General features: G+C 35.5%; 25 protein-coding genes. 20 read left to right on the top strand and 5 right to left on the bottom strand.

Annotated elements, in window-relative coordinates:
* Positions 1–171: 171 nt before the first annotated feature.
* Genes QZV03_RS09690 through QZV03_RS09675 form a run of 4 tightly spaced genes read left to right on the top strand, consistent with a single transcriptional unit; the run spans position 172 to position 1,503 of the window.
* A complete protein-coding gene (locus QZV03_RS09690; RefSeq protein ID WP_296876286.1) occupies positions 172–666 on the top strand; it encodes a lectin like domain-containing protein in 495 nt (164 codons plus the stop codon).
* Positions 667–692: 26 nt separating this feature from the next.
* Entirely contained in the window at positions 693–1,229 is a 537-nt protein-coding gene (locus QZV03_RS09685) for a hypothetical protein (RefSeq protein WP_296876284.1), read from the top strand.
* 9 nt (positions 1,230–1,238) lie between these two features.
* Positions 1,239–1,346, top strand: a complete 108-nt coding sequence (locus QZV03_RS09680; RefSeq protein ID WP_296876283.1) for a zinc-ribbon domain-containing protein — start codon at positions 1,239–1,241, stop codon at positions 1,344–1,346.
* A 4-nt stretch (positions 1,347–1,350) separates the two neighbouring features.
* Entirely contained in the window at positions 1,351–1,503 is a 153-nt protein-coding gene (locus QZV03_RS09675; protein WP_296876281.1) for a zinc-ribbon domain-containing protein, read from the top strand.
* A 31-nt stretch (positions 1,504–1,534) separates the two neighbouring features.
* Here QZV03_RS09675 and nudC read toward each other — a convergent pair whose 3' ends face one another.
* Positions 1,535–2,329, bottom strand: coding sequence for an NAD(+) diphosphatase (gene nudC, locus QZV03_RS09670; RefSeq protein WP_296876279.1), 795 nt, complete (start codon positions 2,327–2,329; stop codon positions 1,535–1,537).
* Positions 2,330–2,438: 109 nt separating this feature from the next.
* Between nudC and QZV03_RS09665 the strand changes: the two genes are divergently transcribed.
* The 4 genes from QZV03_RS09665 (at position 2,439) to QZV03_RS09650 (ending at position 5,778) form a co-directional block, all read left to right on the top strand.
* Positions 2,439–2,939: a ferritin gene (locus QZV03_RS09665; RefSeq protein ID WP_296876277.1), complete on the top strand. Its 501-nt coding sequence runs from the start codon at positions 2,439–2,441 to the stop codon at positions 2,937–2,939.
* A 38-nt stretch (positions 2,940–2,977) separates the two neighbouring features.
* Positions 2,978–3,628 carry an adhesin gene (locus tag QZV03_RS09660; RefSeq protein ID WP_296876275.1) on the top strand — a complete coding sequence of 217 codons (651 nt, stop codon included), beginning with the start codon at positions 2,978–2,980 and terminating at the stop codon, positions 3,626–3,628.
* 114 nt (positions 3,629–3,742) lie between these two features.
* Positions 3,743–4,726, top strand: a complete 984-nt coding sequence (locus tag QZV03_RS09655; RefSeq protein ID WP_296876272.1) for a beta-ribofuranosylaminobenzene 5'-phosphate synthase — start codon at positions 3,743–3,745, stop codon at positions 4,724–4,726.
* Between the two features lie 32 nt (positions 4,727–4,758).
* Positions 4,759–5,778 (top strand): LytS/YhcK type 5TM receptor domain-containing protein, encoded by a 1,020-nt coding sequence (locus QZV03_RS09650; protein ID WP_342764239.1) that lies wholly within the window; start codon positions 4,759–4,761, stop codon positions 5,776–5,778.
* A 19-nt stretch (positions 5,779–5,797) separates the two neighbouring features.
* Here QZV03_RS09650 and QZV03_RS09645 read toward each other — a convergent pair whose 3' ends face one another.
* From QZV03_RS09645 to QZV03_RS09630, 4 genes are all read right to left on the bottom strand, one after another.
* Entirely contained in the window at positions 5,798–6,439 is a 642-nt protein-coding gene (locus QZV03_RS09645) for an SDR family NAD(P)-dependent oxidoreductase (RefSeq protein WP_296876288.1), read from the bottom strand.
* Positions 6,440–6,751: 312 nt separating this feature from the next.
* On the bottom strand, positions 6,752–9,556 hold the full coding sequence (locus tag QZV03_RS09640) for a right-handed parallel beta-helix repeat-containing protein (protein ID WP_296876271.1): 2,805 nt from the start codon (positions 9,554–9,556) through the stop codon (positions 6,752–6,754).
* 389 nt (positions 9,557–9,945) lie between these two features.
* Complete coding sequence (locus tag QZV03_RS09635; RefSeq protein ID WP_296876268.1) at positions 9,946–10,377, bottom strand: acetolactate synthase; 432 nt, start codon at positions 10,375–10,377, stop codon at positions 9,946–9,948.
* 8 nt (positions 10,378–10,385) lie between these two features.
* Positions 10,386–11,687, bottom strand: a complete 1,302-nt coding sequence (locus QZV03_RS09630) for a phenylacetate--CoA ligase family protein (RefSeq protein ID WP_296876266.1) — start codon at positions 11,685–11,687, stop codon at positions 10,386–10,388.
* A gap of 203 nt (positions 11,688–11,890) precedes the next feature.
* On the opposite strand from QZV03_RS09630, the gene QZV03_RS09625 reads away from it, so the two are divergent.
* From QZV03_RS09625 to QZV03_RS09570, 12 genes are all read left to right on the top strand, one after another.
* Positions 11,891–12,601, top strand: a complete 711-nt coding sequence (locus QZV03_RS09625; protein WP_296876264.1) for a DUF2162 domain-containing protein — start codon at positions 11,891–11,893, stop codon at positions 12,599–12,601.
* 12 nt (positions 12,602–12,613) lie between these two features.
* Positions 12,614–13,258: a MotA/TolQ/ExbB proton channel family protein gene (locus QZV03_RS09620; RefSeq protein WP_296876262.1), complete on the top strand. Its 645-nt coding sequence runs from the start codon at positions 12,614–12,616 to the stop codon at positions 13,256–13,258.
* Between the two features lie 7 nt (positions 13,259–13,265).
* Positions 13,266–13,586, top strand: a complete 321-nt coding sequence (locus QZV03_RS09615; RefSeq protein ID WP_296876260.1) for a DUF2149 domain-containing protein — start codon at positions 13,266–13,268, stop codon at positions 13,584–13,586.
* Between the two features lie 138 nt (positions 13,587–13,724).
* Positions 13,725–14,042: a transcription factor S gene (locus QZV03_RS09610; RefSeq protein ID WP_296876258.1), complete on the top strand. Its 318-nt coding sequence runs from the start codon at positions 13,725–13,727 to the stop codon at positions 14,040–14,042.
* A 228-nt stretch (positions 14,043–14,270) separates the two neighbouring features.
* Positions 14,271–14,915 (top strand): right-handed parallel beta-helix repeat-containing protein, encoded by a 645-nt coding sequence (locus QZV03_RS09605; protein WP_296876256.1) that lies wholly within the window; start codon positions 14,271–14,273, stop codon positions 14,913–14,915.
* Positions 14,906–17,869 carry a C1 family peptidase gene (locus QZV03_RS09600; RefSeq protein ID WP_296876254.1) on the top strand — a complete coding sequence of 988 codons (2,964 nt, stop codon included), beginning with the start codon at positions 14,906–14,908 and terminating at the stop codon, positions 17,867–17,869. The genes QZV03_RS09605 and QZV03_RS09600 overlap by 10 nt, the downstream gene beginning before the upstream one ends.
* Positions 17,870–18,109: 240 nt before the next feature.
* On the top strand, positions 18,110–18,580 hold the full coding sequence (locus tag QZV03_RS09595) for an MGMT family protein (protein WP_296876252.1): 471 nt from the start codon (positions 18,110–18,112) through the stop codon (positions 18,578–18,580).
* A gap of 11 nt (positions 18,581–18,591) precedes the next feature.
* Positions 18,592–20,148 carry a ClC family H(+)/Cl(-) exchange transporter gene (locus tag QZV03_RS09590; protein ID WP_296876250.1) on the top strand — a complete coding sequence of 519 codons (1,557 nt, stop codon included), beginning with the start codon at positions 18,592–18,594 and terminating at the stop codon, positions 20,146–20,148.
* 4 nt (positions 20,149–20,152) lie between these two features.
* Complete coding sequence (locus QZV03_RS09585; protein WP_296876248.1) at positions 20,153–20,653, top strand: nitroreductase family protein; 501 nt, start codon at positions 20,153–20,155, stop codon at positions 20,651–20,653.
* 130 nt (positions 20,654–20,783) lie between these two features.
* Entirely contained in the window at positions 20,784–22,592 is a 1,809-nt protein-coding gene (locus QZV03_RS09580) for a BspA family leucine-rich repeat surface protein (protein ID WP_296876246.1), read from the top strand.
* Between the two features lie 332 nt (positions 22,593–22,924).
* A complete protein-coding gene (gene mch / locus QZV03_RS09575) occupies positions 22,925–23,896 on the top strand; it encodes a methenyltetrahydromethanopterin cyclohydrolase (protein WP_296876243.1) in 972 nt (323 codons plus the stop codon).
* A gap of 113 nt (positions 23,897–24,009) precedes the next feature.
* Entirely contained in the window at positions 24,010–24,726 is a 717-nt protein-coding gene (locus QZV03_RS09570; protein ID WP_296876241.1) for a DUF4013 domain-containing protein, read from the top strand.
* The last annotated feature ends 118 nt before the right edge of the window (positions 24,727–24,844 follow it).

The following is a 24,844-nucleotide window of genomic DNA, read 5'->3' as shown; positions in this document are numbered from 1 at the left end:
TCGAGATGTCAACGCAGCCATAAACATACTTAACCGGTGGGACCCCGGGGATTGCCTAGAAAACACTCAATAAACGATTGAGCAAATAAACATGAAAAATCTAGGAATCCTCGCCTTCTTCAAGGCGAGGTTGTTCAAAAGGACTCACTTGAAGAAAATAATTTTGAATACATGTCATATTATGATACATCATTGCTGTCAATGGACCACTATCCTATTGTAGGACAAAATGCCGGTGTTGCATATATCTTTGAAAACGATAATGATTATCATATCAACTATCAAACCGATCTGACAGGACTTACAGGCTTTGATGAAAACTATACACAGTATTCCAATGAATTCGTCTCAAAGGCCAATGATTCAATCGCCGCTGTTGGAACCTACTTCAATGAGTCCGGAATCGATTATTCATTTGATGTTTATGTCAATGGCAAACTGGCACACTCTCAGGAGGGCGTCAGCGAGTTTGCAGGATTCAAGACAATCGTTTTGAATAATCATATTCCAGTCAAAGAGTCTGACAGCTTCAAAGTAGTATTTAAAAGCAATTCACTTCCGTATCAGGCATTTTCAAGACAGCACTATATGCAGAATGTGAGCTTTGCAAGTCATGACTGCAAAACATGGGAAGATTTCAGCAAATTAAATAAGGCCGTTTTCTAAAATATATACAATAAGGTAGTGATACAATGGAGATACGAATAAATGATAGTGGATCTAAGGATTATTACGGTGAAGTTTTGGCGGTGATGTCCAACTATGGCAAACTGGTTAAAAATCCAAGACAGAAAATCCGTGGACTGCATAAACAGGCAATGATGCTGACCGGGATAGCACTGGTTTTTCTTTTAGTCTTTTCAATACTCTATGCCATTGACAGGAGTTATACATTATATTTCTATATTGTAGTCATATTCGCCGTTGCACTTGTATTGGGTATAATATATAATATTTTGATTAACAGAAGGATTTCACAGCTTAAAAATCCAGGTGCCGATAAAAGGCTGGTCATTGAAAATGATCATGTTGAACTGAGCATTGACGGTGAAAAAACAAGGCTTTTGATGTCTGAAATTCAATATATATTAATCAACAACTATTCTATTGCATTTCTTCCACAGAATATTAACTCAAAAATGATTGCAGTTAATGTGGCACATAAAAATGAGATTTTAAATAGCATTAATGAAAAAAATATCATTATAGATAATTCAGATTTGTATTGAGGTGGAATAATGAAGACATGTCCTCGTTGCGGTTCAATTCTTGCTGATAATGAACCATATTGTGACAATTGTGGCTATGACCCTGATTTTGATATGGATGATGATGACTGGGAGTAGTTAAATGTCTAAAAGATGTACCTATTGCGGTTGGATTAATGGCGATGATGCAGAGTACTGCAAAGGTTGCGGATATCCGCTTAAGAAATATTGGCATTACTCACCTTCAGGACCAAATTTTGTAGACTCCTCTAAATCTGAAAAGGGGAGAAAATGAAATTCTATCAAAAATCCAAGAAAAGATTCCGTTAGTGAGTGTCGATGAAATTCTGTATCAGCCAGTCTGAAATGCTGATATCTGAATCATATCTTATTATTTCATCCTTTTTAAACCATTTTGCCTTTACGATTTCGTCCCCGTCGACTTTGATGTCTCCGGATTCATATTCGGCAGTAAAACCAAGCATCAGTGAATTTGGAAAAGGCCATGACTGGCTTTTCATATATTTTAGGTTTTTTATTTTAATTCCAACTTCTTCAAGAACTTCTCTATGCACTGCCTCCTCAATGGATTCACCAGGTTCTACAAAACCTGCAATCAGTGCATATCTTATTGTGTCATGATAGCTGTGCTGTGCCATGAGCAACTCATTCTCTTTACTGATTGCCACAATAATTGCCGGAGCTATACGGGGATAGTGTACCTGGCCGCATGAAGGGCACTTTAACATCATGTCCTTTTCATCTATTTGGGTGGGAGTTCCGCATCTTCCGCAGAACTCATGTGATATGTACCAATCCCTTACAAGCACGGCTTTTCCTGCAATATGGTATAAATCAGGATTGAACTCATAAACTTCCTTTAAATCGTAAAATGAGGTTTCATCATACACGTTAACTACAAATGAGTTTTTACCTTTGTATTTTCCAATGAATAAGCAAAACTCAACATCAAAGTCATCCAGAGTTTTAGGAAGCTGTCTGTCTGATGTCAGATACAATTCTCTATTTTCGTTAAAAATGAACAGGTAATCATCAGTTTCTGGTGTTATTTCATCGCTGAAATCGATTTGGTAGTTTTCGTATAGGGACTTTTCTATCATGATATGTAGTTTATAGAATTTTGTTAAATAATTTTGTGATTTTGATTGATATATAAAATAGAAATTAACTATATAAGAAATCAAATACAAAAATTATAATGGTGATATAATGGTATCAGAAAAAATGGAAAAAGCTTTAAACGGACAATTAAATGCTGAAGTTTACTCAGGATATTTATACTTATCCATGGCAGCTTATTTTGAAGATGAAGACTTAGCAGGATTTGCTAACTGGATGAGAGTTCAAGCTGAAGAAGAATTGGAACATGGAATGAAATTCTATGACTACATTATCAGAAGAGGTGCTTCTGTAACCTTAACTGCAATCGAAGGACCACAAACCGAATGGGACTCTCCGCTTGCAGCATTCGAACATGTTTTAAGCCATGAAAAAATGGTATCAGGTTTAATTAATGACTTAGTCGATTTAGCTATAGAAGAAAAAGACCATGCAACCAATAATTTCCTCCAATGGTTTGTTGAAGAACAAGTTGAAGAAGAGGAAAACGCAATGGAATTGCTTGCAAAAGCTAAATTAGCTGACGGCGATAACAGATTAATGTATGAATTAAACAAAGAATTAGGTGAAAGATCACCTTCCGAAGACTAGATTTTATCTAGTCAAACTTATTTTTTTTTGGTGATTTTATGGATTATCCGGAAGGTCCTACCGATTTGGCTCAAATCGACTCAACTAAATATGACAGTCAACTTTTAGGGGAAAACAAATTGGGATGTGTACATCTGCACGGTCCTTTTGGTGACGAATCATCGGATATTAGGATAGCATACGTAATTGGCATGCATCCGCTTGAAAGCAAATCACACAGAGCGCTGTTTGAAAAGCTGAACTGTTTTGATGATTTGAAATACTGCTACTATCTGTATAATATCAATGTAAAGGATAAGGATTCAGAAACTGAAGGGCGTCTGGAAGGACAGCTTTTGGCTCAGGAATTCATTCGTGACGATATTATCGACAAAAAGTATGATCTGTTTTTGGACATCCACTCCAATAGGGGCACACGCGGGCCAGGTGAATATAAGGTTAACAATTTCATTTTCGCTCCGGGATTTGATGAAAAGTCTGAAAAGATAATGAATGTGCTTCTTTCAAAGATCCCTGAAATAAAGTATTATGCTCCAGAGTACAGGACAAGCCCCGCTTACATAACCGAACCGACCGCAGAGGCAGGCATACCGACTATCGTGTATGAGACCTATTCCTATGAACCCATTGAAACTTCATGTGAATTGGCTTGTAAACTAATTACAAGTGTGGACGAGCTTGAATTCTGATTTTAATTAATTTTCTTTACTTAATGTTAGTGTAAAATTTAATTTTCACATAAAATGTATATATACTAAAAAAACATAAATAGTATAGAAAGATTTATTTAGAAGTGAAAAACTATGATTATCAGAGCACCCGCTAGAATACATATGTCTTTAATTGACCTAAACGGTTCATATAGAAGAATCGATGGTGGAATTGGCCTTGCTTTATCTGAGCCACAATTTGTCCTTGAAGTACAACAGACTGAAAGCGGAGTAACCCTTGAATTTGCAGATACTGCTGATGATGAAGAGGCTATTTTGGAATGTTCCGAAAAGATTCCTGATGCTGCAGAAAGGACAATTGAACATTTTAATATTGATTCAGGATTCCATTTCATTGTTCATCAAACATATCCTCCACATTCAGGATTTGGAAGTGGAACTCAAATTGCTGTTTCTACAGCTCATTTAATTACAGAAACAATGGGAATTGAAATTGCAAGTAGGGAATTAAGCAGTATTGTTGGAAGGGGAGGAACCTCTGGTATCGGTACTTTTACCCATGATTTGGGAGGATTCATTGTTGACGGCGGTCACAGCGTTGAAGAAAAACCTGGATTTTTACCTTCAGGTGCTTCAAAAGCAAAACCTGCAACATTGATTGCAAGATATGAATTCCCTGAAGATTGGAAAATCCTGATTGCCATTCCTAAAGTCAATAAACATATGAACGGACAGGATGAGGTTAATGTATTCCAGGATTGCTGTCCTATTCCTAAGGATGAAGTGGAAAAGGTATCTCACTTGATTTTAATGAATTTAATACCATTCATGCTTGAAAAGAATATCAAGGAATTCGGATGGTGTGTAAGCGAACTTCAAAAGGTAGGATTCAACAAGCTTGAACATTCCCTTGACGATAGCTTTTTACCTACAATGAAGGCAATCGAGGACGCAGGTGCATATGGTGTCGGAATAAGTTCCTTCGGACCGGTTTTATATACAGTATTTGATGATGAAAATGCTGATATTGTGGAAAAGACAAAAGAAATTCTCGGTGAAGATGGTACTGTATTTGTCACAAAAGCACAGAATCATGGTTTTACAATAGAAAAATAGATTTTTCTATCTTTTAATTATTTAGTGATAAAATGAGCGATATTAAAAAGATTATTTTATATAAAAGGACATTATATTTGTCCATTATTTTTTTTGTGTTGCTTGTTTTTAATATTATTTTTTTAGCTTCCTTAATCAGATATTATTATATCGAGGGCATTTTCAAAATTTCCTTTGATACTGTGAATAATATTGTGACTATAATTTCTGCAATTATCATTTTGGGATTTATTTCGACCAGGCTTCCTCAATTGAGGAATATTGGTGATAGTTCACTTTATGAAATTGCATATCTGATTATTATCGGTCTATTTAGCATACTCATATCATATTTCAATAAAAGTACAAACTCCGATGCTTTCATTTCACCGTTTATGGATATGTTTGAAGTTTTATCTGTGATATTGATTTTAATACTGATTTCGTCAAAAACAAAATTTTTCAAGAATATGATGTTTCATAAAGCTCGCAGAAAGGATAAAGTTGTCTGTTTAATCATATTTACAGTCCTTGCGATTATTGCTTCTTCTTATATCCTTTTCATAAATGACTCTTATGTAAATGTTAGAAGTATGGTTGTTATGACTGCCGGTTTGTTTGGAGGGCCGGTTCTTGGAATTCCTGTTGGAATTATTTCTGGTGTTTACAGGTTGTTTCTTGGAGGGACCACTGCAGTTCCGTGTTCATTTGCCACTATAATCTGCGGATTCTTAGGCAGTGCAATTTATGTACTCAATGGTAAAAAATTTTTAAAGCATTTTTGGGCTGTTATTCTGATGTTTCTATACATAGGATTTGAGATGCTTTTAATCGTTTGGATGTCACCTCAAAACATTTCCATTCCATATGTGCAGGATATTTATCCTCTGATGCTTTTTGGTAATGTTTTGGGAATGATTTTATTTATTATGATTGTTCGAGAAGAAAAAAAGCCTGATATTGATTATGAAGAGTTAAGAATGAGGGAACTTCAAAATACATTAGATGAGTATCAGGATAAGGTTGAACAATTGGAAGAGGATGTTGAATTTTTAAAAAAGAAAATTGAATGAAAGTCATGGACTTTCATTTTTAAATTTCGAATCCGCCATCTACCTTGATGATTTGACCATCGATAAATGAGGAGTCATCGCTTGCAAGGAAGAGTGCAATGTTTGCAATGTCTTCAGGCACACCATGTCTTTTAACTGGGCACTGATCAATCATTTGTTGTAATGCTCCAGGACCTCCGATACTGTCTACCATTGCTGTGTGGATTAATCCAGGTGCAATACCGTTGCATCTTATTTCAGGACCTAATTCCCATGCCATGGATTTGGTTAATCCTGCCATTGCATGTTTACTGTCCACGTATGCTGCAAATCCGTGGTGTGCTCCAAATGATGCCACTGAACATGTGTTGATGATTGTTCCTTTTCCTTTTTCTTGCATTACAGGTGCAACTAATTGAGTCAGGAGTAATGCGGAGGTAACGTTGACGTTGAATACTCTGTTCCACTCTTCAAGTGTCACTTCCATTAATGGGGACATTGATAGCATTCCTGCATTGTTGAAGAGAACGTCGACGGTTCCGTATTTTTCCATTGTGGCATCGAATATTTTTTGTACATCGTCCAGGTTTGCCATATCTGCAATTACATAGATTGCTTCGTTTCCGGCTGCTTTGATGTCATCCACCACTTCTTTTGCTCTTTCTTCGTTTCTTCCGGTCACTACTACTTTTGCTCCTTCTGCTGCGAACAGTTTTGCTGATTCTCTACCCATCCGGAGGTTGCTCCGGTTACGATTGCTACTTTTCCGTCTAGTTTACCCATTTAAATCACCTTAATCTAAATACCATGTAAAAACCATGATATTTGTATGTAAAAATATGTGTCAAAATGTATTTAAATATTATCTAAAAAATGTAAAGTATTTTATACATTAAATGAATGATTTATTAAAAAAATAGTTTTTGATATTATATTGTCAAGTTATATGTAAAAAAATAAAAAGTTTGGAAAAAATAATTTTCCAACGTTAATTTTAATTTCTTCTCCTAATTCCTAAACAAACCACAAGTAATGAAATCAATACCAACAGTATAGGATTACCGGTAGCTTTTCCATTTGAAACACTTATTTTTTTATCATTTTCAGATATAGTGATCTTTTCATCAATTTCTATATCCTCATCAATAGGAATGTCATCAGTGGAATTATCCGGTATTTTATCATCGGTCTCATTTTCAGTATTGTTGTTGATGTTTTCAACTTTTATTGTTGCGTTAGCAATATTGTTTGTTAAGTTGACATCCTCATCGTCCGAGGTCACATTGACGGTATTGGTGAATGTTCCGATTTCGGTCACTTTAACCTTCAGGGTCAATGTAGCTTTTTCCTCGGATTTTAATGATCCGATTTTCCAAGATTTGTCGGAAGTGTTGAATTCACCTTTACTTACAGTGTATGAAATTATATCGAATGAATCAGGCAGCATTTCACTGACAACCACGTTGCTTGCATCGCTTCCAAGAGACTCAACACTGATTTCAAATGTTGCAATGTCCCCTACAAGATAGGAATCTCTATCACTGGATTTTGTTATGCTTAAATCCACATATGGTGAAATTTCAAACCTTGTGACATTGTTTATGAATGTGTATAATGTGTTCTCTGGATGTTCAGCGTAAACGGTGTATGTTCCAGGTTCCAATCCAATCAGGTCCAATGAGACGGCTCCAAGATAATTGGTTTTGTAAACTCCGTCATGGATTATGTCTCCATCAAATTCAGGCACTCCCAAAATGCCGTTTGAAGGTTTTTCCTTAACGACAATGATTCTGACAGTCTGTGAGTCTTCACGGGAATCTTGATAGATTAATTTTCCGCCTTCACTGTTTTCAGCACCGTCTTTTGGGTGAACATCTGTATTTCCAGTGTTTATCATGTCATGGGCTGTTGAATGCTCATATGTCACATTGAAGAAAATGATATCTGTCACATCTCCGTCATTGTAGATTGCGTGAATGATGTTCGCACCTCCAATGTGTGTGACCTTAATTGAAACATTGTTTGACTTTGAATAATTGCTTAAGTTAGGTGTTGCGGTTGTTATCAATAGATAACTCCATGCCTGATTGTCAATGAATTTAACATCTTCAATTCTTGATTGTGAACCACGATTATATATCGCTGATCCGTTAACCGCAATGTTTTTTGTAAACTCACAGTAAGCTATATCATTATTGTTTCCGATAATGTAGATAGCTCCTCCTAAACCGCAGTTTGGATTTTCCGGATGCGGATGAGCGTGATTGGAATTGAATATTGACTTCAGGATTTTGATATGGTCTCCTTGCAAATGGAGAGCCCCACCTTGCTCTGTAGCATTGTTATTCACAAATGTTGAATTTTCAATATAGGAATTGTTTCCTTCAATGTATGCTCCAGCACCGCCTTTGGATGCGGTGTTGTTTTCAAATGTTGAATTGATGATTTCAGCATTCTTTCCCAGGATGTATACTGTTCCCATTTCACTTTCATGATCATAGAATTCTGACTCGATGACTGTTGCGTTCTCTCCTTTCACATAGATTGCCGCACCCTTACCGTTGACGGCGTAATTGTCTTTGAAAGTACAGTTGATGGCACTGGAATTGTCTCCCCACATGTGGACAGCTCCACCTTCTTCACTACCGGTATTATTGTAGAAATAACAGTTTTTCATTATATTGTTATGTCCTTCTGTAATACCGTCTAAACCGTGGGTGATTCCACCTACCATAAATGCAGCACCCTGTTTTGCCTTATTGTTAATGAATTCACAGTTTTCAACAATCAGATTGTTTTGACTTGAACCTAAGGCTCCGCCCCATTGTGTGGCGGTATTGTTAATGAATGAACAGTTAACAATGGTACTGTACAACTTGTCTGATATCTTGCCGTTTCCATGAACATAAACCGCCCCTCCGACACCGGATGAGCAGTTGATGAATTTGGAATTGGAGATATTCACTGAATTGCCTTCTTCACCGGCAACACATATTGCTCCTGAATGATGATTTGTGGATAGATTGATAAAGTTACAATTATTGTATGTTGAGTAGTATGAAACCACCATTGCGCCTTTTTCATAGACACCGTCTTGGGTTTCATTTAAACGGGATTTCATGTTTGACAATGTAACGTTTTCAAAAACACAATTACGTGCATTGATAGCAGCTATTGCATTATCAAAATTGTCGAATTTCACATTTCTCAAAACTACATTTTCAAATCCGAAAGGATGTCTTTCAGTTGTCTTGTAGTTTTTGAATGTAATGTTTTCAAGAACACAGTTCTTAATTGTTGAAATTCCGGTGAACTTCCAGCTGTTGGAAGCGTCAATAATTGCGTTGGCAATTGTAACTCTCTTATTGTCTATGAATTGCATTTCCCTGTTTTCACCAGCATATGTGTTTCCGGAAAGGTCAATAATGTCACCATTCTTTGCACTGGCATATGCGTTTCTGATGTCAACAAACCATTTTCCGTTAACGGTGATTTTGGAACTTAAAACATCATCATTAGTTGCTTTCAATTCATTTGATTCATCAGAAGAGCCTAAAATATTTTTATTCCCTTCGTCTGATACTACATCATTTTCACTGTTTTGTGAATTTTGATTAGGATTAGCAGATATTTTTGTCTGAATATCTGATGCATCATCAGATAATCCAACAATGTTGTTTGAAACTTGGGTCACGTCACTTGAATTCAAATCAACGTTCTCACTAGCTGCAGCAGCACCTATGGAGAACAGAGTTATTAGAATCAGGCTAATAACCAAAAGTCTAATTTTTGTTTTCATTTTTTACCTCATTCAATCTGCAACTTTGCAGAAGTGAAAAAATATTTAATATTTTTTAGGGTTTCCTTCAAATATCTACTATTAATAAAAATTTTTTAGTAATTTTAAATTTCTCTAAAAAAAGTTTAATATCAAACAGTTATTTTTACAAATTATAATATTTGAAAAAAATAACTATTGATATATATAAACTTAATACTATAAAACTGTTTGGGTCGTATATGAATTTAAAAAATTTTTCTAAAATTAATCAAATTAGCAAATTTTGTCATGTTGAAAAAATAATATTAGTCATATTCAAAATCAAAAGTAAAAAATAGATCACATTTAATATATGTTTAAAAATTCTTCAAAAAAAAATAAAAAGTGAAAGGATCAAATAATCCTCTCTATAAGTTATATACCTCTTCGGCTGAAACGATTGGTATATTGTTTTTGGTTAAAACGGATATCAGATTATCAATATCGTCTGCATGTAATAATAAGATTGCCTTTTCCGCTTTGTCATGTGAGAAAGCGTAAAGATATTCCAAATCAATTAGGTTGTCTTTGATGATATCTAAAACGGTTGTAAGGCCACCCGGTGAATCATTCATTTCAACGCCGATGATTTCGGTAATCTTTACAAGGAAATTGTTTTCCTCAAGTGCTTCTTTTCCTTTAATCGGATCGTCAACAACAAGTCTGAGGATACCGAATTCGGATGTATCCGCCATGCACATTGCACGGATGTTGACATTTGCTACGGTAAGGACTTCCAATGGTTTTGCAAGGCTTCCCATTCTGTTCTGTAAAAATATTGACAGTTGTTTTATTTTCATTTTTCCACCTAATGTAAGTTCCTCTTATCAATCACTCTTTTTGCTTTTCCTTCAAATCTTGGTAGTGTTTTTGGTTCTACTAATGTTACTTTTACACGTATTCCTGTTTCGTTTTCTATTGATTTTCCGATTTTTGTCTGTACTGCCATCATCTCTTTGACGCCATCAAAGAAAAGGTCATGGGATGCTTCAACTTTCACTTCAATTTCATCAAGTGTTCCAGGTCTTGTAACTATAATCATATAATGAGGCTCTACATCACCTGCTTTAAGCAATGCTTTTTCGATTTGTGATGGGAAAATACCTACTCCCTTAACCTTAATCATGTCGTCGGATCTTCCGGTAATTCTGCTCATTCTTGCATGGGTTCTTCCACATTCACATTTTTCATATGTGATTTTGGTCAGGTCTTTTGTTCTGAATCTTATGACTGGCATACCCTCCCTTTCAAGGTTGGTTAAAACCAATTCTCCAGGGGTGTTTTCACCTAGAACCTGTAAAGTATCAGGATTGATGATTTCAGGATAGTAGATGTCTTCTGCAATGTGCAAACCTTTTTGCGCTTCACATTCGATACCCACACCAGGTCCCATAAGTTCGGTCAAACCGTAAATGTTATATGCCTTTGCGCCAAAGATTTCCTCCACTCTCTGTCTGATTTCTTCGGTCCATCCTTCAGCTCCAAATCCGATTGCCTTGATGCCCAAGTCCTTAGGGTCTATGCCATCTTCAAGGGCGACTTCTCCTAAGTGAATTCCGTATGATGGGGTAAAGATTAAACCGGTTGTACCGAAGTCCTGCATGATTTCAATCTGTCTTCTTGTCTGGCCTGTTGAAATAGGGATGATTGCAGCTCCGACCTTGTGTGAACCGTAATGGACACCGAATCCTCCGGTGAACATACCGTATCCGTGGGTGTTTTGCAGGATATCATCTTCACCGATTCCCATCATGGTGAGTCCACGTGCAATGGTTTCGGCCCAGGTATCCAGGTCCTTTTCAGTGTATCCTGAAACGACAGGTTTTCCTGTGGTACCTGATGATGAGTGCAATTCCTTAATCTCTTTGATGTCAACTGCGAAAAGTCCGAAGGGATAGCTTTCACGCAAGTCGTCTTTTGTGATGAATGGTAATTTTTCAATATCTTTTAAAGTTTCTATATCTTCTGGATAAACTTCAGCTTCACTGTATTTCTTGTTGTAATAAGGTATCTTATCAAATGCTCTTTTTACAGTGTTTTGAAGCTTTTTTAATTGTAATTCTTCAAGGTCTTGCCTTGACATTGTTTCAATTTCTTCATTCCAAAACATTTTTTGCCTCATTAAAATTTCAATATTATAATATATTATTTTTCAAACCTTATAACTTTACACATGGCTAATGAAAAATTATATTATGTGGAGAAATGCTTTGATGGGCTCTTTTCTTCATATCGTAAAAAAATTTTATATAGTTTATTAGATAAACATTAAAATGTAATTAATTAATTTTAATTTTACATGGAGAATTTACAATGGATATGATGAGTGTATTATGGCAAGTTGGAATATTTGCATCTGTTCTGGTTTTTGGAATAAAAATCGGGCTGGCATCAGGTTTGGCTAATTTGTCAAAAAAACTGTTTGCAGTAATATGCATTGCTTATGGTGGAGGTGTTGTTTTAATTTCTGCTATTGCTTCTCTATACTCAGAACAGTTGGTTCAGGCAATATACAGTTATAATACAATATTTTACATTATCATGGCTTCAATCATGATTATTGCAGGTTTATTTACAATAAGAGAATGGAAAATACATGATAAAAATACTTCAACAGCAACTTCTTTAGCTATTATTGCTCCTTGTCCATGTTGTTTTGGTTCAATTATTGCAAGTGTGCTTATTGTGGCACCGACAATCGGAGTCAGTTCACTCAATTTAAGTTGGTATGCTGTGGCTGCACTTGTGGGAGTTATGATTGTAACTTATTTCGCATCAAATACTATCGTAAGAGTTTTAAATAGACCTTATCCTATTGTTTTAGGTAATTTCATGCTTTTACTTGGTGCATACTTCTTACTTTCGGCTATTGTAATACCAAACATTGCGGGAGCACTATCAAAAACTACTAGTCCAATTACTATAGGTTCTCCTCAAGATGTCCTGATGGTAATATTGGCATTGGCAATATTGCTTGTGGGCGGTATGGTTTTAAATAGAAGAGGCAGAAGTATTTTAAGATAAAGGTGAAAAAATATGGCTTTAAGTATTCCGGGTGGAGAATTTCTAACAGGATCCCTTGATGTAATCTCACAGAGTTTAACAATTCCGGTATTGGTTATACTGCTTGTAATTGTTATCATTTCTATCATTACATTAGGTGGAGCTATTGCAGAGTATACTTCAAGACGCAAAGTTCCTGTTGGAACAATAAGAGATTTAATTTATGATATTAATAGGGCAGCATCTATTGATGAGTTGAATAATGTTATTTCAAGTGCTAAAATTCCAAAGGCACAGAAAAAGGTTTTAAGTGAAATCGCTTCTTCAAGCGAATTGGGTACTGCTTCAAGGGAAGCTTTGGCCCGTAAGCTGTTTGAATTTGAAGAAGAAAAAACAATGAATTCACTGCAGAAAACTGATATTATTACCCGTATCGGACCTACCTTAGGGCTGATGGGTACTTTAATTCCGATGGGACCTGGTCTGGCTGCTCTTGGTGCAGGCGACATCAATACATTGGCATCTTCCCTTACAGTTGCGTTCAACACAACTATTGTCGGTATCGGTTCCGGTGCATTATGTTACTTCATTGGAAAAGTACGTTCAGGATGGTATGACAGATACCTGTCTGATTTAGATGCTTTAATCGATTCAGTTCTTGATAGGATGAGCAGATAGTGATTTTATGGTAAGAAAAGGCGGCAGACGAAGATCTAAACGTGTAGAAGAAGACCCAATGGCTGGTACATCCAACCTTGTGGATGCAATGCTGGTTATTGCTGTCGGTTTTCTGGTTTTTGTTATCATAAGCTGGAACATGCAGGCAATGATAGATCCAAGCCAAAACATTCAAGAGCAGATGCAACAGAAAACGACTGAAGTTGACCAGGGTCAGCAGTTGAACGAAACTCCTGACACTTCAAACTCTTCCGGTCAAGGTTATACCGAAATGGGTAAGGTTTACAAAGACCCAGCGACGGGTAAACTGATTATGGTGGAGGGATGACCCTTCCACATAAAACTTTTTTTTAACTTTTTTTCTCAATAATTTTTTTCAATTTTGTGCTTGTTTTTACCATTCGATAATTTTATATGTACGGACAATTAAACTAATACTTACGAATTTTTAATGGTGTTTAGTAATATGGAATTTTGTCCTGAATGTGGTAAGATGTTAATGCCCAAAAACGGTAAGATTAAATGTAGATGTGGCTATGAAAAATCCCTTGAAAAGGAGGATTTGGAGGAGCAGTATCACATGGAGGGCGAAAAGAATCCTGAGGCAAAGGTCATAGTCACCGACAGCAACAATGTTGCACTGCCGACCACAAGGATAACATGTTACAAATGCGGAGGAACCAAGGGTTACTGGTGGACAGTACAGACTAGGTCTGCCGATGAGGCACCAACCAATTTTATAAGATGTGCTAAATGCGGCAACACATGGCGCAGCTCTAACTGATTTTTTTTTAGTTTCCACATTAGATTATTAATGTGTTTTTTGAAAATGTTTTTCTAAAAATCTTTTTTTTTGAATAATCTTATATTATTTATTTATATTTTGAATATTCTTTAATTTATTTATATTATTAAAAATAAAAGTTTAATTATCAAAAAATGAGAGACAATTATGAAATTTTATAAGATTAGTATAATCTTTCTATTCTTATTGATATTGTCTATGGGGGTAGTGTGTGCTGATGATTCAAATCAAACAGCGCAGGATACCCTTGAGGTAGATGAGGTTGATGTTCTCGGAGATGCTGAGGGAACATATACTGAACTAGAAACTAATTTAAATCAATCTACTGGTTCAATAAGTTTAGATAAAGATTATAAATATGATTCAAATGATGGAGAAAAAACATATATAAAATTAAGCGATAAGACATTGGTAATAGATGGAAATAGCAAAACAATTGATGGAAACCAAAAGGCAGGATTTTTAAATCTTTCAAATAGTAATCTGACAATTAAAAATCTAAAGATTACTAACTGTAGTTTATCTTCAATAATATTGAGTAATTCAATTTTAAATTTGAAAAATGTAACTTTTGATAATAACTTTGATAAGGATGCAGGTGCTGCAATTTATGCAATGAGATCTAACATAACAAGTGCTAATTCTACATATTCAAACAACAATGCAATAAACAAAATTGATATTACAGCAGGAGCTGCAATATTTTCAGGTAATTCTACATTAACTAGTACCAATGATAAGTTTTTAAACAATTATGCTCAATTGGGATCATCCATTTATGCAAATAGTGGTAGTGAACTAGATATATCTAATGCACTGTTTAAAAATGATAATCCGGTTTTATGGGTATGATATATGGAAACAATGCGGTAATAACTATTTCCAACTCTATTTTTGCAAATACCTCTTCCAAATATGCAACAGCAATATATAATACTTATCAAACTGCAATCAATAAAACAAAATTCATTAACTTGCATGCAAATCTTACAGCGGGAGCTGTTGCGGTTAAACCATCTGGGGAGAACACCACCACTGTGATTCTTGACAGTGAATTTATCAATGTCAGCTCTACAAAAAACGGTGGTGCACTATATTTGGATATCTACGGTGCTGCGGACGGTGTTTTAACAGGTAATGTTAAAATCAACAACACTATTTTCAATAACTGTTCATCAGAATTTGGTGGAGCTGTTCTTCAGTTGGGAGGATCTTTAGATATCTCCAATTCACAGTTCACAAACAACAATGCAAAGGAAAACGGTGGAGCGGTCTATACATCATATGTTGAAATGAATGTTGATAACACTAATTTCACCGATAACAAGGCCAGTGCAGATTATGGATTAGGTGGTGCAATATTCTTTGACATCGGTTCCTTAACAGTTGCAAAATCCAATTTCAAAGGTAGTGTAGCTCGTGAAGGTGGAGCAATCTATGCATATGACAGTAAATATGTCATTGAGGATTCTACTTTTGTAAGTAATAGTGATGATATTCACACATATTTCGATAAGAAAAACTCTGCTGTTTCCAATTGTGGAAATGTAAATAAAATTTTAAATTCAACAAAATCTGAATTTGATGTTAGATATTCAGGTATTCCTTATGAAATAAATCCTAAAAATATTACTAATGCTACTTCTAAGGATAAGATTTTTGATTTAAGAAACTATGGTCTGGTAACTCCGGTAAGGGACCAAGGATCTAATGGTGCCTGTTGGGCATTTGGTGCAGCAGGAGCATTTGAATCAGCATTCTTAAAGGCAACAGGCATTGAATTGGACATTTCCGAAAACAACATTCAGAATATAGGAATTAAATATTCAATTTATGGAAATAAGGACCTTAGTGAAGCTGGAAACTATTACACCAGTACTGCATACTTCATGAGCTGGTTAGGTGCGGTTAATGCAACCGATGATGTTTATGATGAGCTCGGTAAAATTTCAGCTTTAAGATTCTCACTAGATGCATATCATATTGTAGATGCCATTTTTGTAGATATTAATGATAAGAATGCCATAAAAGAGGCATTAATCAAGTACGGCGCTTTAAACCTTTACGTTTTCGGTGCAAATTCAAGAGATGGCAGTTACAACGATACATATAAATCAGTATATAATGATAACAAATCTGGAAATCACTATGTAACATTAGTCGGATGGAACGACACATTCTCAAAAGACCATTTCACAAAGAAAACCGTTCCGGGCGATGGTGCATGGATTTGTAAAAACAGCTGGGGAACTGGTTGGGGTGATGATGGATACTTCTATTTATCTTACTTTGATAAATCATTGGTAGATTCTGATGCAGTCGGTTTTGTAATTAAAAACAATGAAAGCTATGAAAAGCTTTATCAACTTGAAGCTGGGGGCATGTCCTCATTTAAGAAGGAGTACAATGAATATGAAAACGTATTTGTAAGCGAAGGTGGAGACATAATTGCAGCAGTCGGATCCTACTTTGAAAAGGCAGGCAGTCCTTATACCATTTCAATCTATCTTAAAGGTAATCTGGTTTACACTCAAAGCGGTTCTGTAAGTCATAGGGGATACAATACAATAAACCTTAATAAACGTATTGCCGTTGAAGATGGTGCAGTATTTTCAGTAAGAATCAAATCAACTTCAGTACCTGTTCTTACAGATACTAGACAACAGTTATACACTAATAACTCTTTTGTAATTATTGATGGTGATCATGACTATTTTAATGATGCAGTTATTCCTATTAAAGTTTATTCATATGACCAAAAAGGCATAACAACCAAAAACATTGTCAAATGTTATGATGGAAAAGAGGTAATATTTACCGTTGCTGGTGGTTCTGAAGGTGAAAAGGTTCTTGTAGGTTTCAAAGGAACTAATTATACTATAACTCTTGACAGTGAATGTAAAGGCAATGTTAGTTTTGGTGTTTTAGAGATAGGCAATTATGATGTTACCGTTAGCTATAAAAATCAAACCTACATGAATTATGTCGTAGTAAAATCAAGTATTGATGCCGGTGGTGTGACAAGCATAAACATAGGGTACAATGTCAAATTAACAATAAGCGCTAAATTCTTTGACTTTAATGCAGACCCATTGGTCAATAAATCAATAGACGTCACCTTTGATGGCCAAAAAATTAAGGATATGGACACTGATGAGAACGGTTATATTGGTGTAGTTATATATGCTGGCAACAGCATCGGAAAACATATTTTGAAACTTGTAAATCCAGAAACCAAGGAAGAATTATCAATCACAGTCAATATCCTTTCCAGATTTTCAGGAAATGCAAATGTGAACATGTACTACTATGATGGACACGCATATAAGGTTCGTGTAAGGGACGATTTGGGTAATTTTGTCGGTAAAAACCAAATCGTAACATTCAAGATCGGCAAAAAAACATTTAAGGTCAGAACCGATGCTAAAGGTTATGCAACCTTAAAGATACCAAACACAATAACTCCGGGCAAATACACAATTTCTGCAACATTTGCAGGACAGACTGTCAAAAACAAATTGACTGTCAAACAGGTGTTAAAGCTCACTAAGGTCAATGTGAAAAAATCCGCCAAAAAGCTTATCCTAAAAGCCACTTTGAAAAATGGTTCAAAGGCACTCAAATCCAAAAAGGTGACCTTCAAGTTTAACGGTAAAAAATACACCGCTAAAACAAACAAAAAAGGTTTGGCTAAAGTTACCATCAAATCCAAAGTGCTCAAAAAGCTTAAAGTGGGTAAAAAGGTTAACTATCAAGTGACTTACCTTAAAAACACCGTTAAAAGAACCGTAAAAGTTAAAAGATAGATATTGTTTAATATCTATTACTTTTTTTATTTTTTTTTCTTTGACATTTTTGTTTATTTTTTAAAAAAACATCTCTATTTGTTCATAACAAGTATTTATTATTTTTGATTAACTTTTTTTGAGTTAAAATTTTGTAGAATACTTTAAATGGAAATTTGAGAAAAATTCAAGACATAATTTTTATATATTAGTATTTCCAAAAAATTGTTTGCTTCTATACGAAGAAGTTTAGGTGATACTATGGCAAGCAAAACTTTCAATGAAAAATTAAAAGACTCTAAAGATATGCCGAAAATAGTCGTTATCGAAAATTCTAGGGCCATAAGAACATATGGTGGAACAGACATGCTGATTGCGCCACCGATCTTTTATCATGAAATTATGGCTGAAGTTCCACGGGGCAAGGTAATAACAGCAGTAGACATTAGGGAATTTCTAGCAAAACAGTATGATGCGGATTTCACTTGTCCAATGACTTCCGGAATATTCATAAATCTTGCAGCCCGTGCAAGCTGTGAAAGGGATCATGATAGGATTCCATTTTGGAGGACATTGAAATCCAATGGAGAACTCAATCCGAAATATCCCGGTGGAATTGAATATCAAAAGAAAATGCTTGAGGCCGAAGGTCTTGAAATATACTGTAGAGGTAGAAAACATTTCAGATATTATGTGAAAAATTATGAAAATAACTTATATAAATTGGAATAAAATATTAAATAATGAAATCTCTTGAAAAAACTTTAAAATCTGTTAGTGAAAATCCCAAATATATATTCCGTCTGACCGTTCAGGGTGTGATGGTAGGTATATTTGCGGGACTGATGGTATGTCTGTACCGTTTTTTGCTTGCAGGTTCTGAAACTGTTTTAAGGGATTATTTAAGTATAATACATGGAAATGTATTATACATTATTTTATTTTTCTTCGCCCTTGCATTGATGGGTATTCTGATAGACTTTTTAACCAAATGGGAAGTTGACTCGGCTGGAAGCGGTATACCTCAGGTATATGCTGAGGTCAAGGGCCATATGGAAGCCAATTGGGCCAAGGTACTGTTTTCCAAAATAGTTGCGGGAGTTTTGACTGCCCTTGGTGGTCTGTCCCTGGGTCCTGAGGGTCCTTCAGTTCAGATTGGAGGTATGGCCGGAAAGGGAGTGGCCAAAATATTCAAGGGATCAAAAACCGATGAGCTGAGACTCATTCTTGTAGGTTCCGCAGTCGGTATTACCGCCGCATTCAATGCGCCTCTTGCAGGTGTGATATTTGTTTTTGAGGAAATCAACCACGGATTTGACAAGACACTTGTTTTCATTGCGCTGGTTTCAGCTATTGTTGCCGATTTTGTCTCAAAAATCATTTTCGGACAGGCTACAATATTGTCATTTCCGATTTATGACATTCCCCTTGAGTCATATTGGATTCTGATTGTTTTAGGGGTTATTATTGGACTTTTGGGATATGTCTACAACATTGGAATGATCAAGTCAAGTGACATTGTAAACGGCCTCAGGATTCCGTCATGGCTTAAGTTCGTATTGGTTTTCATGGTGTCCGGTGTTGTGGCACTCATGATTCCTGAAATCAGTGACGGAGGACACTTCATGATGGATATGCTTGATGTGGCCATTCCCTCATTGGGTGTTTTAGTTTTACTACTTGTTCTAAAATATCTGTTTTCAATGTTTTCATTCTCCTCAGGAGCGCCTGGTGGCATATTTTTACCGATTCTTGTATTGGGAGCTTATATCGGTGCTGTCTTTGGAAGTGTTGTTGTGCCGTCACTGGGTCTGCAGCATGACCTGATTTACAGGTTCATAGTCATATCCATGGCAGGATTTTTCGCCGCAACCGTCAGATCACCTATTACAGGTATCGTGCTTCTTGCTGAAATGTCAGGTTCAACAGAATCCCTTGTTGCGATGGTCATTGTTTCATTGATAGCTTATGTAATTCCTACACTTTTAGGAAATGAGCCTATCTATGAGTCATTATACGACAGGCTGCTTTTGAAGAAAAATCGTGAATATGTCAAAAAGCCATCAAAACATGTATTGAGTGAATATATAGTGCCTCTTGACTGCAATTATATCAATTTCATGATTAAGGATATTCCTTTCCCTAAAAATGCAATTGTGGTTTCAGTCATCAGAAACGGAAAATATATAATTCCAACTGAGGATTTCCATATACAGTATTCCGACCAGATTCAGATACTGGCGGATAGCAATGACTATCCGTTCATTCGAGAAGAAATTGAAGAATTATTCAATAAGTGATAGCATGAGTGTAATTTTCAAAAGACAAAGCATACGCAGATTTACAGACGAGAAAGTTTCAGATGAACTGATTGAAAACCTATTGAAGGCAGGCATGCAGGCACCTTCCGCAGGTAATCAGCAAGCCTGGGAGTTCATTGTAGTTTCAGACGAAAAGGATAAGCTTGAAATCTCAAAAATGCATCAGTTCGCAAAACCTGCCGAAAAGGCCTCACATCTCATCATTACACTTGGAAACCTGGATGAATGCAAATTTGACATGATGATTGAACAGGATTTAGGTGCATGCAACGAGAACATCCTGCTTCAGGCAACCCATGAGGGCCTTGGTGCTGTATGGTTGGGATTCTATCCGATTGAAGACAGGTCATTGAAATTGAAGGAATATTTAAACATTCCTGACAATTGCATTCCGTTTTCTGTCATTTGTGTCGGTTATCCTGCTCATGAAAGTAATGTTAAGCTCAGGTATGATGAGTCAAAGGTGCATTTTGACAGATATTAAACTTAAATTTCAATATCTCAATTGTAAAGAGTTTAACTGATAAACAGGCTCATATAATCTATTTTTTGCGGGGCATATGTAATAGTTATATATTGTATTGGACAAAGATATAATCATATAGGGGAGCATTATGGCTAGGATTTATTTAAATGATTTTGAACATCTAAACACTACAACTCAAAGCATTTATGAGTTGGGAGAATCTAACGTTCTTATTATACTTATGGACGGAACTAACCTGACCAGTTGGAGAGATGTTAAAAATCGTGAGGATGTTCAATATATAAGCGAAGATTTATTTGGTGTAACAGCACTTGCGGGCAGATATAAGGATATGGTAAACCTTAAGGCTATCGTTACAATGGGTGTTGGAAACATTGCATCCACAAGAGACATGTTCAGCGGATGCAGGTCTTTGGTTGAAATATCTTCCCTTGATACATGGGACGTCAGTCTGGTTGATGATATCAGCAACATGTTTAAGGATTGTTCTAGTCTTGAAAACATTTCCGCACTGTCCAATTGGAATGTATCAAATGTAATTGACATGTCCTGCATGTTTATGGGATGTTCCGCACTTGAAGACATCTCCGCACTGTCCAAATGGGATGTAAGTAGTGTCGGAGACATGCATTATCTTTTTGCCGACTGCATCAATCTGAAAGACATTTCAGCATTGTCCAAGTGGGATGTTAGAAATGTAAGGGATGCGGCATGTCTTTTTGAATTCTGTGTTGGATTGGATGACATTTCAGCATTGAAGAATTGGAGATTGGTTAATGCATTCAATATAACAGCAATGTTTAGAAGCTGTGCAAATATCAAGGACATTTCCCCATTGTCAAATTGGGATTTGGAAGCCATGACCAACAACAAGAGTCTTTTGTCTATTTTTGCATATTGCTCTTCAATTAAAAGTTTGTCCCCATTGAAAAACTGGGATGTATCAAACATTACCAGAATTTCAGGTCTTTTTGAAGGTTGCAGTTCCATTAAAAATTTATCTCCGTTGAAAAAGTGGGATGTGTCTAATGTAACTTCCTTTGATTATCTGTTTAAGAACTGTAATTCTCTGACAAACATTTCAGCATTAAAAAATTGGGATATTTCTAATGTTTATTCCATAAAAAGTATGTTTAAGCATTGTGAAGAGTTGGAGGATGTTTCAGCATTAAAAGAATGGGATGTAAGCAACATCAAAACAATGGAAGGAATGTTTAAGCAATGCATCTCATTGGCTGATGTTTCTGCCCTTTCCGATTGGAAACTTTCGGACCATGTGAATCTGAATTACATATTTGATGAATGTGACCTGTTGGAGGATTATCCTCTGTGGTTTAAGTTTGAAGTGATGAGGAACGCCAATTTTGATGAGCACTCCCGTAAGAAAGTCCTTGAAAAACTGGATGTTTCATTTTTCAGGCAGAATAATCTGAATGATTTTGATGAGGAAACCCAGCTTGATATTGTTGATTTGGTCTCAGATGAGTCTCTTCTGGCTTATATTGTGGACAGGACAGATTATGTTGATGTTTCATACAATGCGCTGGAGAAAATTACCGACGAGGAAATTCTTGCTGAAATTGCAATACATGATCCTAATTATGACATTTTCCCATCTGAAGATTCATCCAATCCTTTGGATTTCAAATTCTTTTTCTACAATCGGGAAAAATCAGTCATTAAGATTAAAAATAAGGTTTATCTCATAAGAATAGCCAAGGAAAGCCAGCACATGCTGAAAAGCATAAAACACATTGAAAAATATGTGGATAGTGAAGATGAATGGATTGACATATGCCTGAATGCGGTGTCTAGTGATGTTCGTTTATTTGCATTTGACAGGATTCAATTTAAAAATTCATTTGAAAGAATTTCTGAAGAGTCCGGTGATCAGGTTATTTTAAAGATGGCCAAGGATAGGATTGCTGAGGAATAGTTGTCTTTTAAAAAACTATTATTTTTTCTTTTTCGTATGCATGTAATCTTTTAGTTAATCAGTTTTTTTCAGATGTTGCGTTAATTTTAAAGATGAGTGTTTTTATTTTTCTTTGAATAGCAAAGGTGTTTAAAATATTAATTGGTTATTTGATTAAAATAGGTTGTTGTATAATCCCATTTTAGGAAATTTCAAATAAATTTTTTTTAAAATCATCTATTTTTAATGGCAAATTCGTCTAAAAATCATTTAGTCAAGTTTAAATAAGACTAACAATAAATTTTTACACAGTAACTTAATGTTTTAAGTTAATTGTTATTAGAGGTTAAACTATGGTAAGTGTAAACGTAGAAGCTAAAAAAACCGTAGACGTAATGATTGAAAAAGCAGATGAATTAAACATCGCTGTTGCAACTTTAGATAATGGTGCTACAGTTATCGACTGTGGTGTAAATGTCGATGGAAGTTTCAAGGCTGGAGAACTTTATACCAAAGTATGTCTTGGTGGACTTGCTGATGTTGGAATTTCAATTCCTGGAGATTTGTCTGAAAAATTCGCACTCCCTTCAGTAAAAATCAAAACTGACTCACCTTCTATCTCAACCTTAGGTTCACAAAAAGCTGGTTGGTCCGTTTCTGTAGGTGACTTCTTTGCATTAGGTTCAGGACCTGCAAGAGCAATTGCATTAAAACCTGCTGAAACCTATGAAGAAATCGGTTACGAAGACAAAGATGCTGATTTAGCAATTTTGACTTTAGAAGCAGACGTATTGCCTGGTGATGAAGTTGCACAATACATTGCTGATGAATGTGACGTTGACGTTAAAAATGTTTACCTGCTTGTAGCTCCTACTTCTTCTCTCGTTGGATCCATCCAAATTTCCGGTAGAGTAGTTGAAAACGGAACTTACAAAATGTTGGAAGCTATTAAATTTGATGTAACAAAAGTAAAACATGCAGCAGGTATTGCACCAATCGCACCTGTTGACCCAGATGGATTAAAAGCTATGGGTAAAACCAACGACGCAGTGCTCTTCGGTGGAAGAACTTACTACTACGTTGAATCTGATGAAAATGATGACATTGCAGATGTAGCTGCTAAATTACCATCTTCCGCTGCTGACGGATACGGTAAACCATTCTTCGATGTATTCAAAGAAGCTGAATTTGATTTCTACAAAATCGATAAAGGAATGTTTGCTCCTGCAGAAGTAGTCATCAATGATTTAAGCACTGGTAAAATTTATAAAGAAGGATTCGTTAACGCAGACCTGCTCAAAAAATCCTTCGGTGTAGATGAATAATTCTATTCATCTTTTTTCTATTTTTTTTAAAAAATTTTCATCATCTTTAAATACTATTAGTTAAATAATATTAATGCTTAATTTGAAGCATATAAAATTTAACAGGTGAAAAGATGAGTTTAAGTGAAATTATCACAGATTCAGTTAAATATCCGTTTACAAATATTACCAACTTCTTAATTGTCGGAATATTGACATTGCTTGCCGGAATCTTTAATGTCTTTACATTATGGGGCATTACAAACGGTGCAATATATTATTTAGGATTAATCATTTCCTTTATTTTTGCATTGTTCCTTTCAGGTTATTCCCTGAACATAATCAGAAATGCAATGGTAAAATCTGATGATTTTCCGATGTTGGATCCTGTAAATAATATCATTGACGGCATCAAAGTTTTAATAGTCAGTATCGTTTACTTCATTATACCGTTTGTCATCACATTGGTTATTGCTATCGTCACCGGCACTATAGGTGCAGGATTAAATAATCTGTTTGCAGGACTGGGAATTGCATCAATTGTTTCAGTGATTTTGTTTGTATTATTTGCCATCTTTGAGGTAGTTGCAGTGGCAAGACTTGCCCAAACCGGTGAGTTCGGTGATGCAGTCAACTTCGGTGAAGTATTTGAAGACGTTAAAAGAATAGGCATTGCTAAGATTATAGCATTTGTAATAATTGCTTTGATAATCATAGTGGTTGTTCAACTGATTTGTAGCATATTGGTTTTCATTCCAATTTTAGGTGCTCTTATTGCTTCAATTATAGGTGGAGCATTTGGAGTATTGTTCTACAATAGAGGTATAGGTTTACTTTACATCGACCAATGAGTAAACCTTTTTTTTTTACTTTTTTGAGGGCGACTCAAAATTAATTATTTTTTAAAAATTTTTTTGCATTAATTTTTATTATTTTCAGGTATTTTGTTTGTTGTTTTGGTGTATGAGT

Source organism: uncultured Methanobrevibacter sp., assembly GCF_902788255.1.
GTDB lineage: Archaea > Methanobacteriota > Methanobacteria > Methanobacteriales > Methanobacteriaceae > Methanocatella.
The sequence above is the reverse complement of the archived record's forward strand: the minus strand, read 5'-3'. Positions and strand labels throughout refer to the sequence as shown.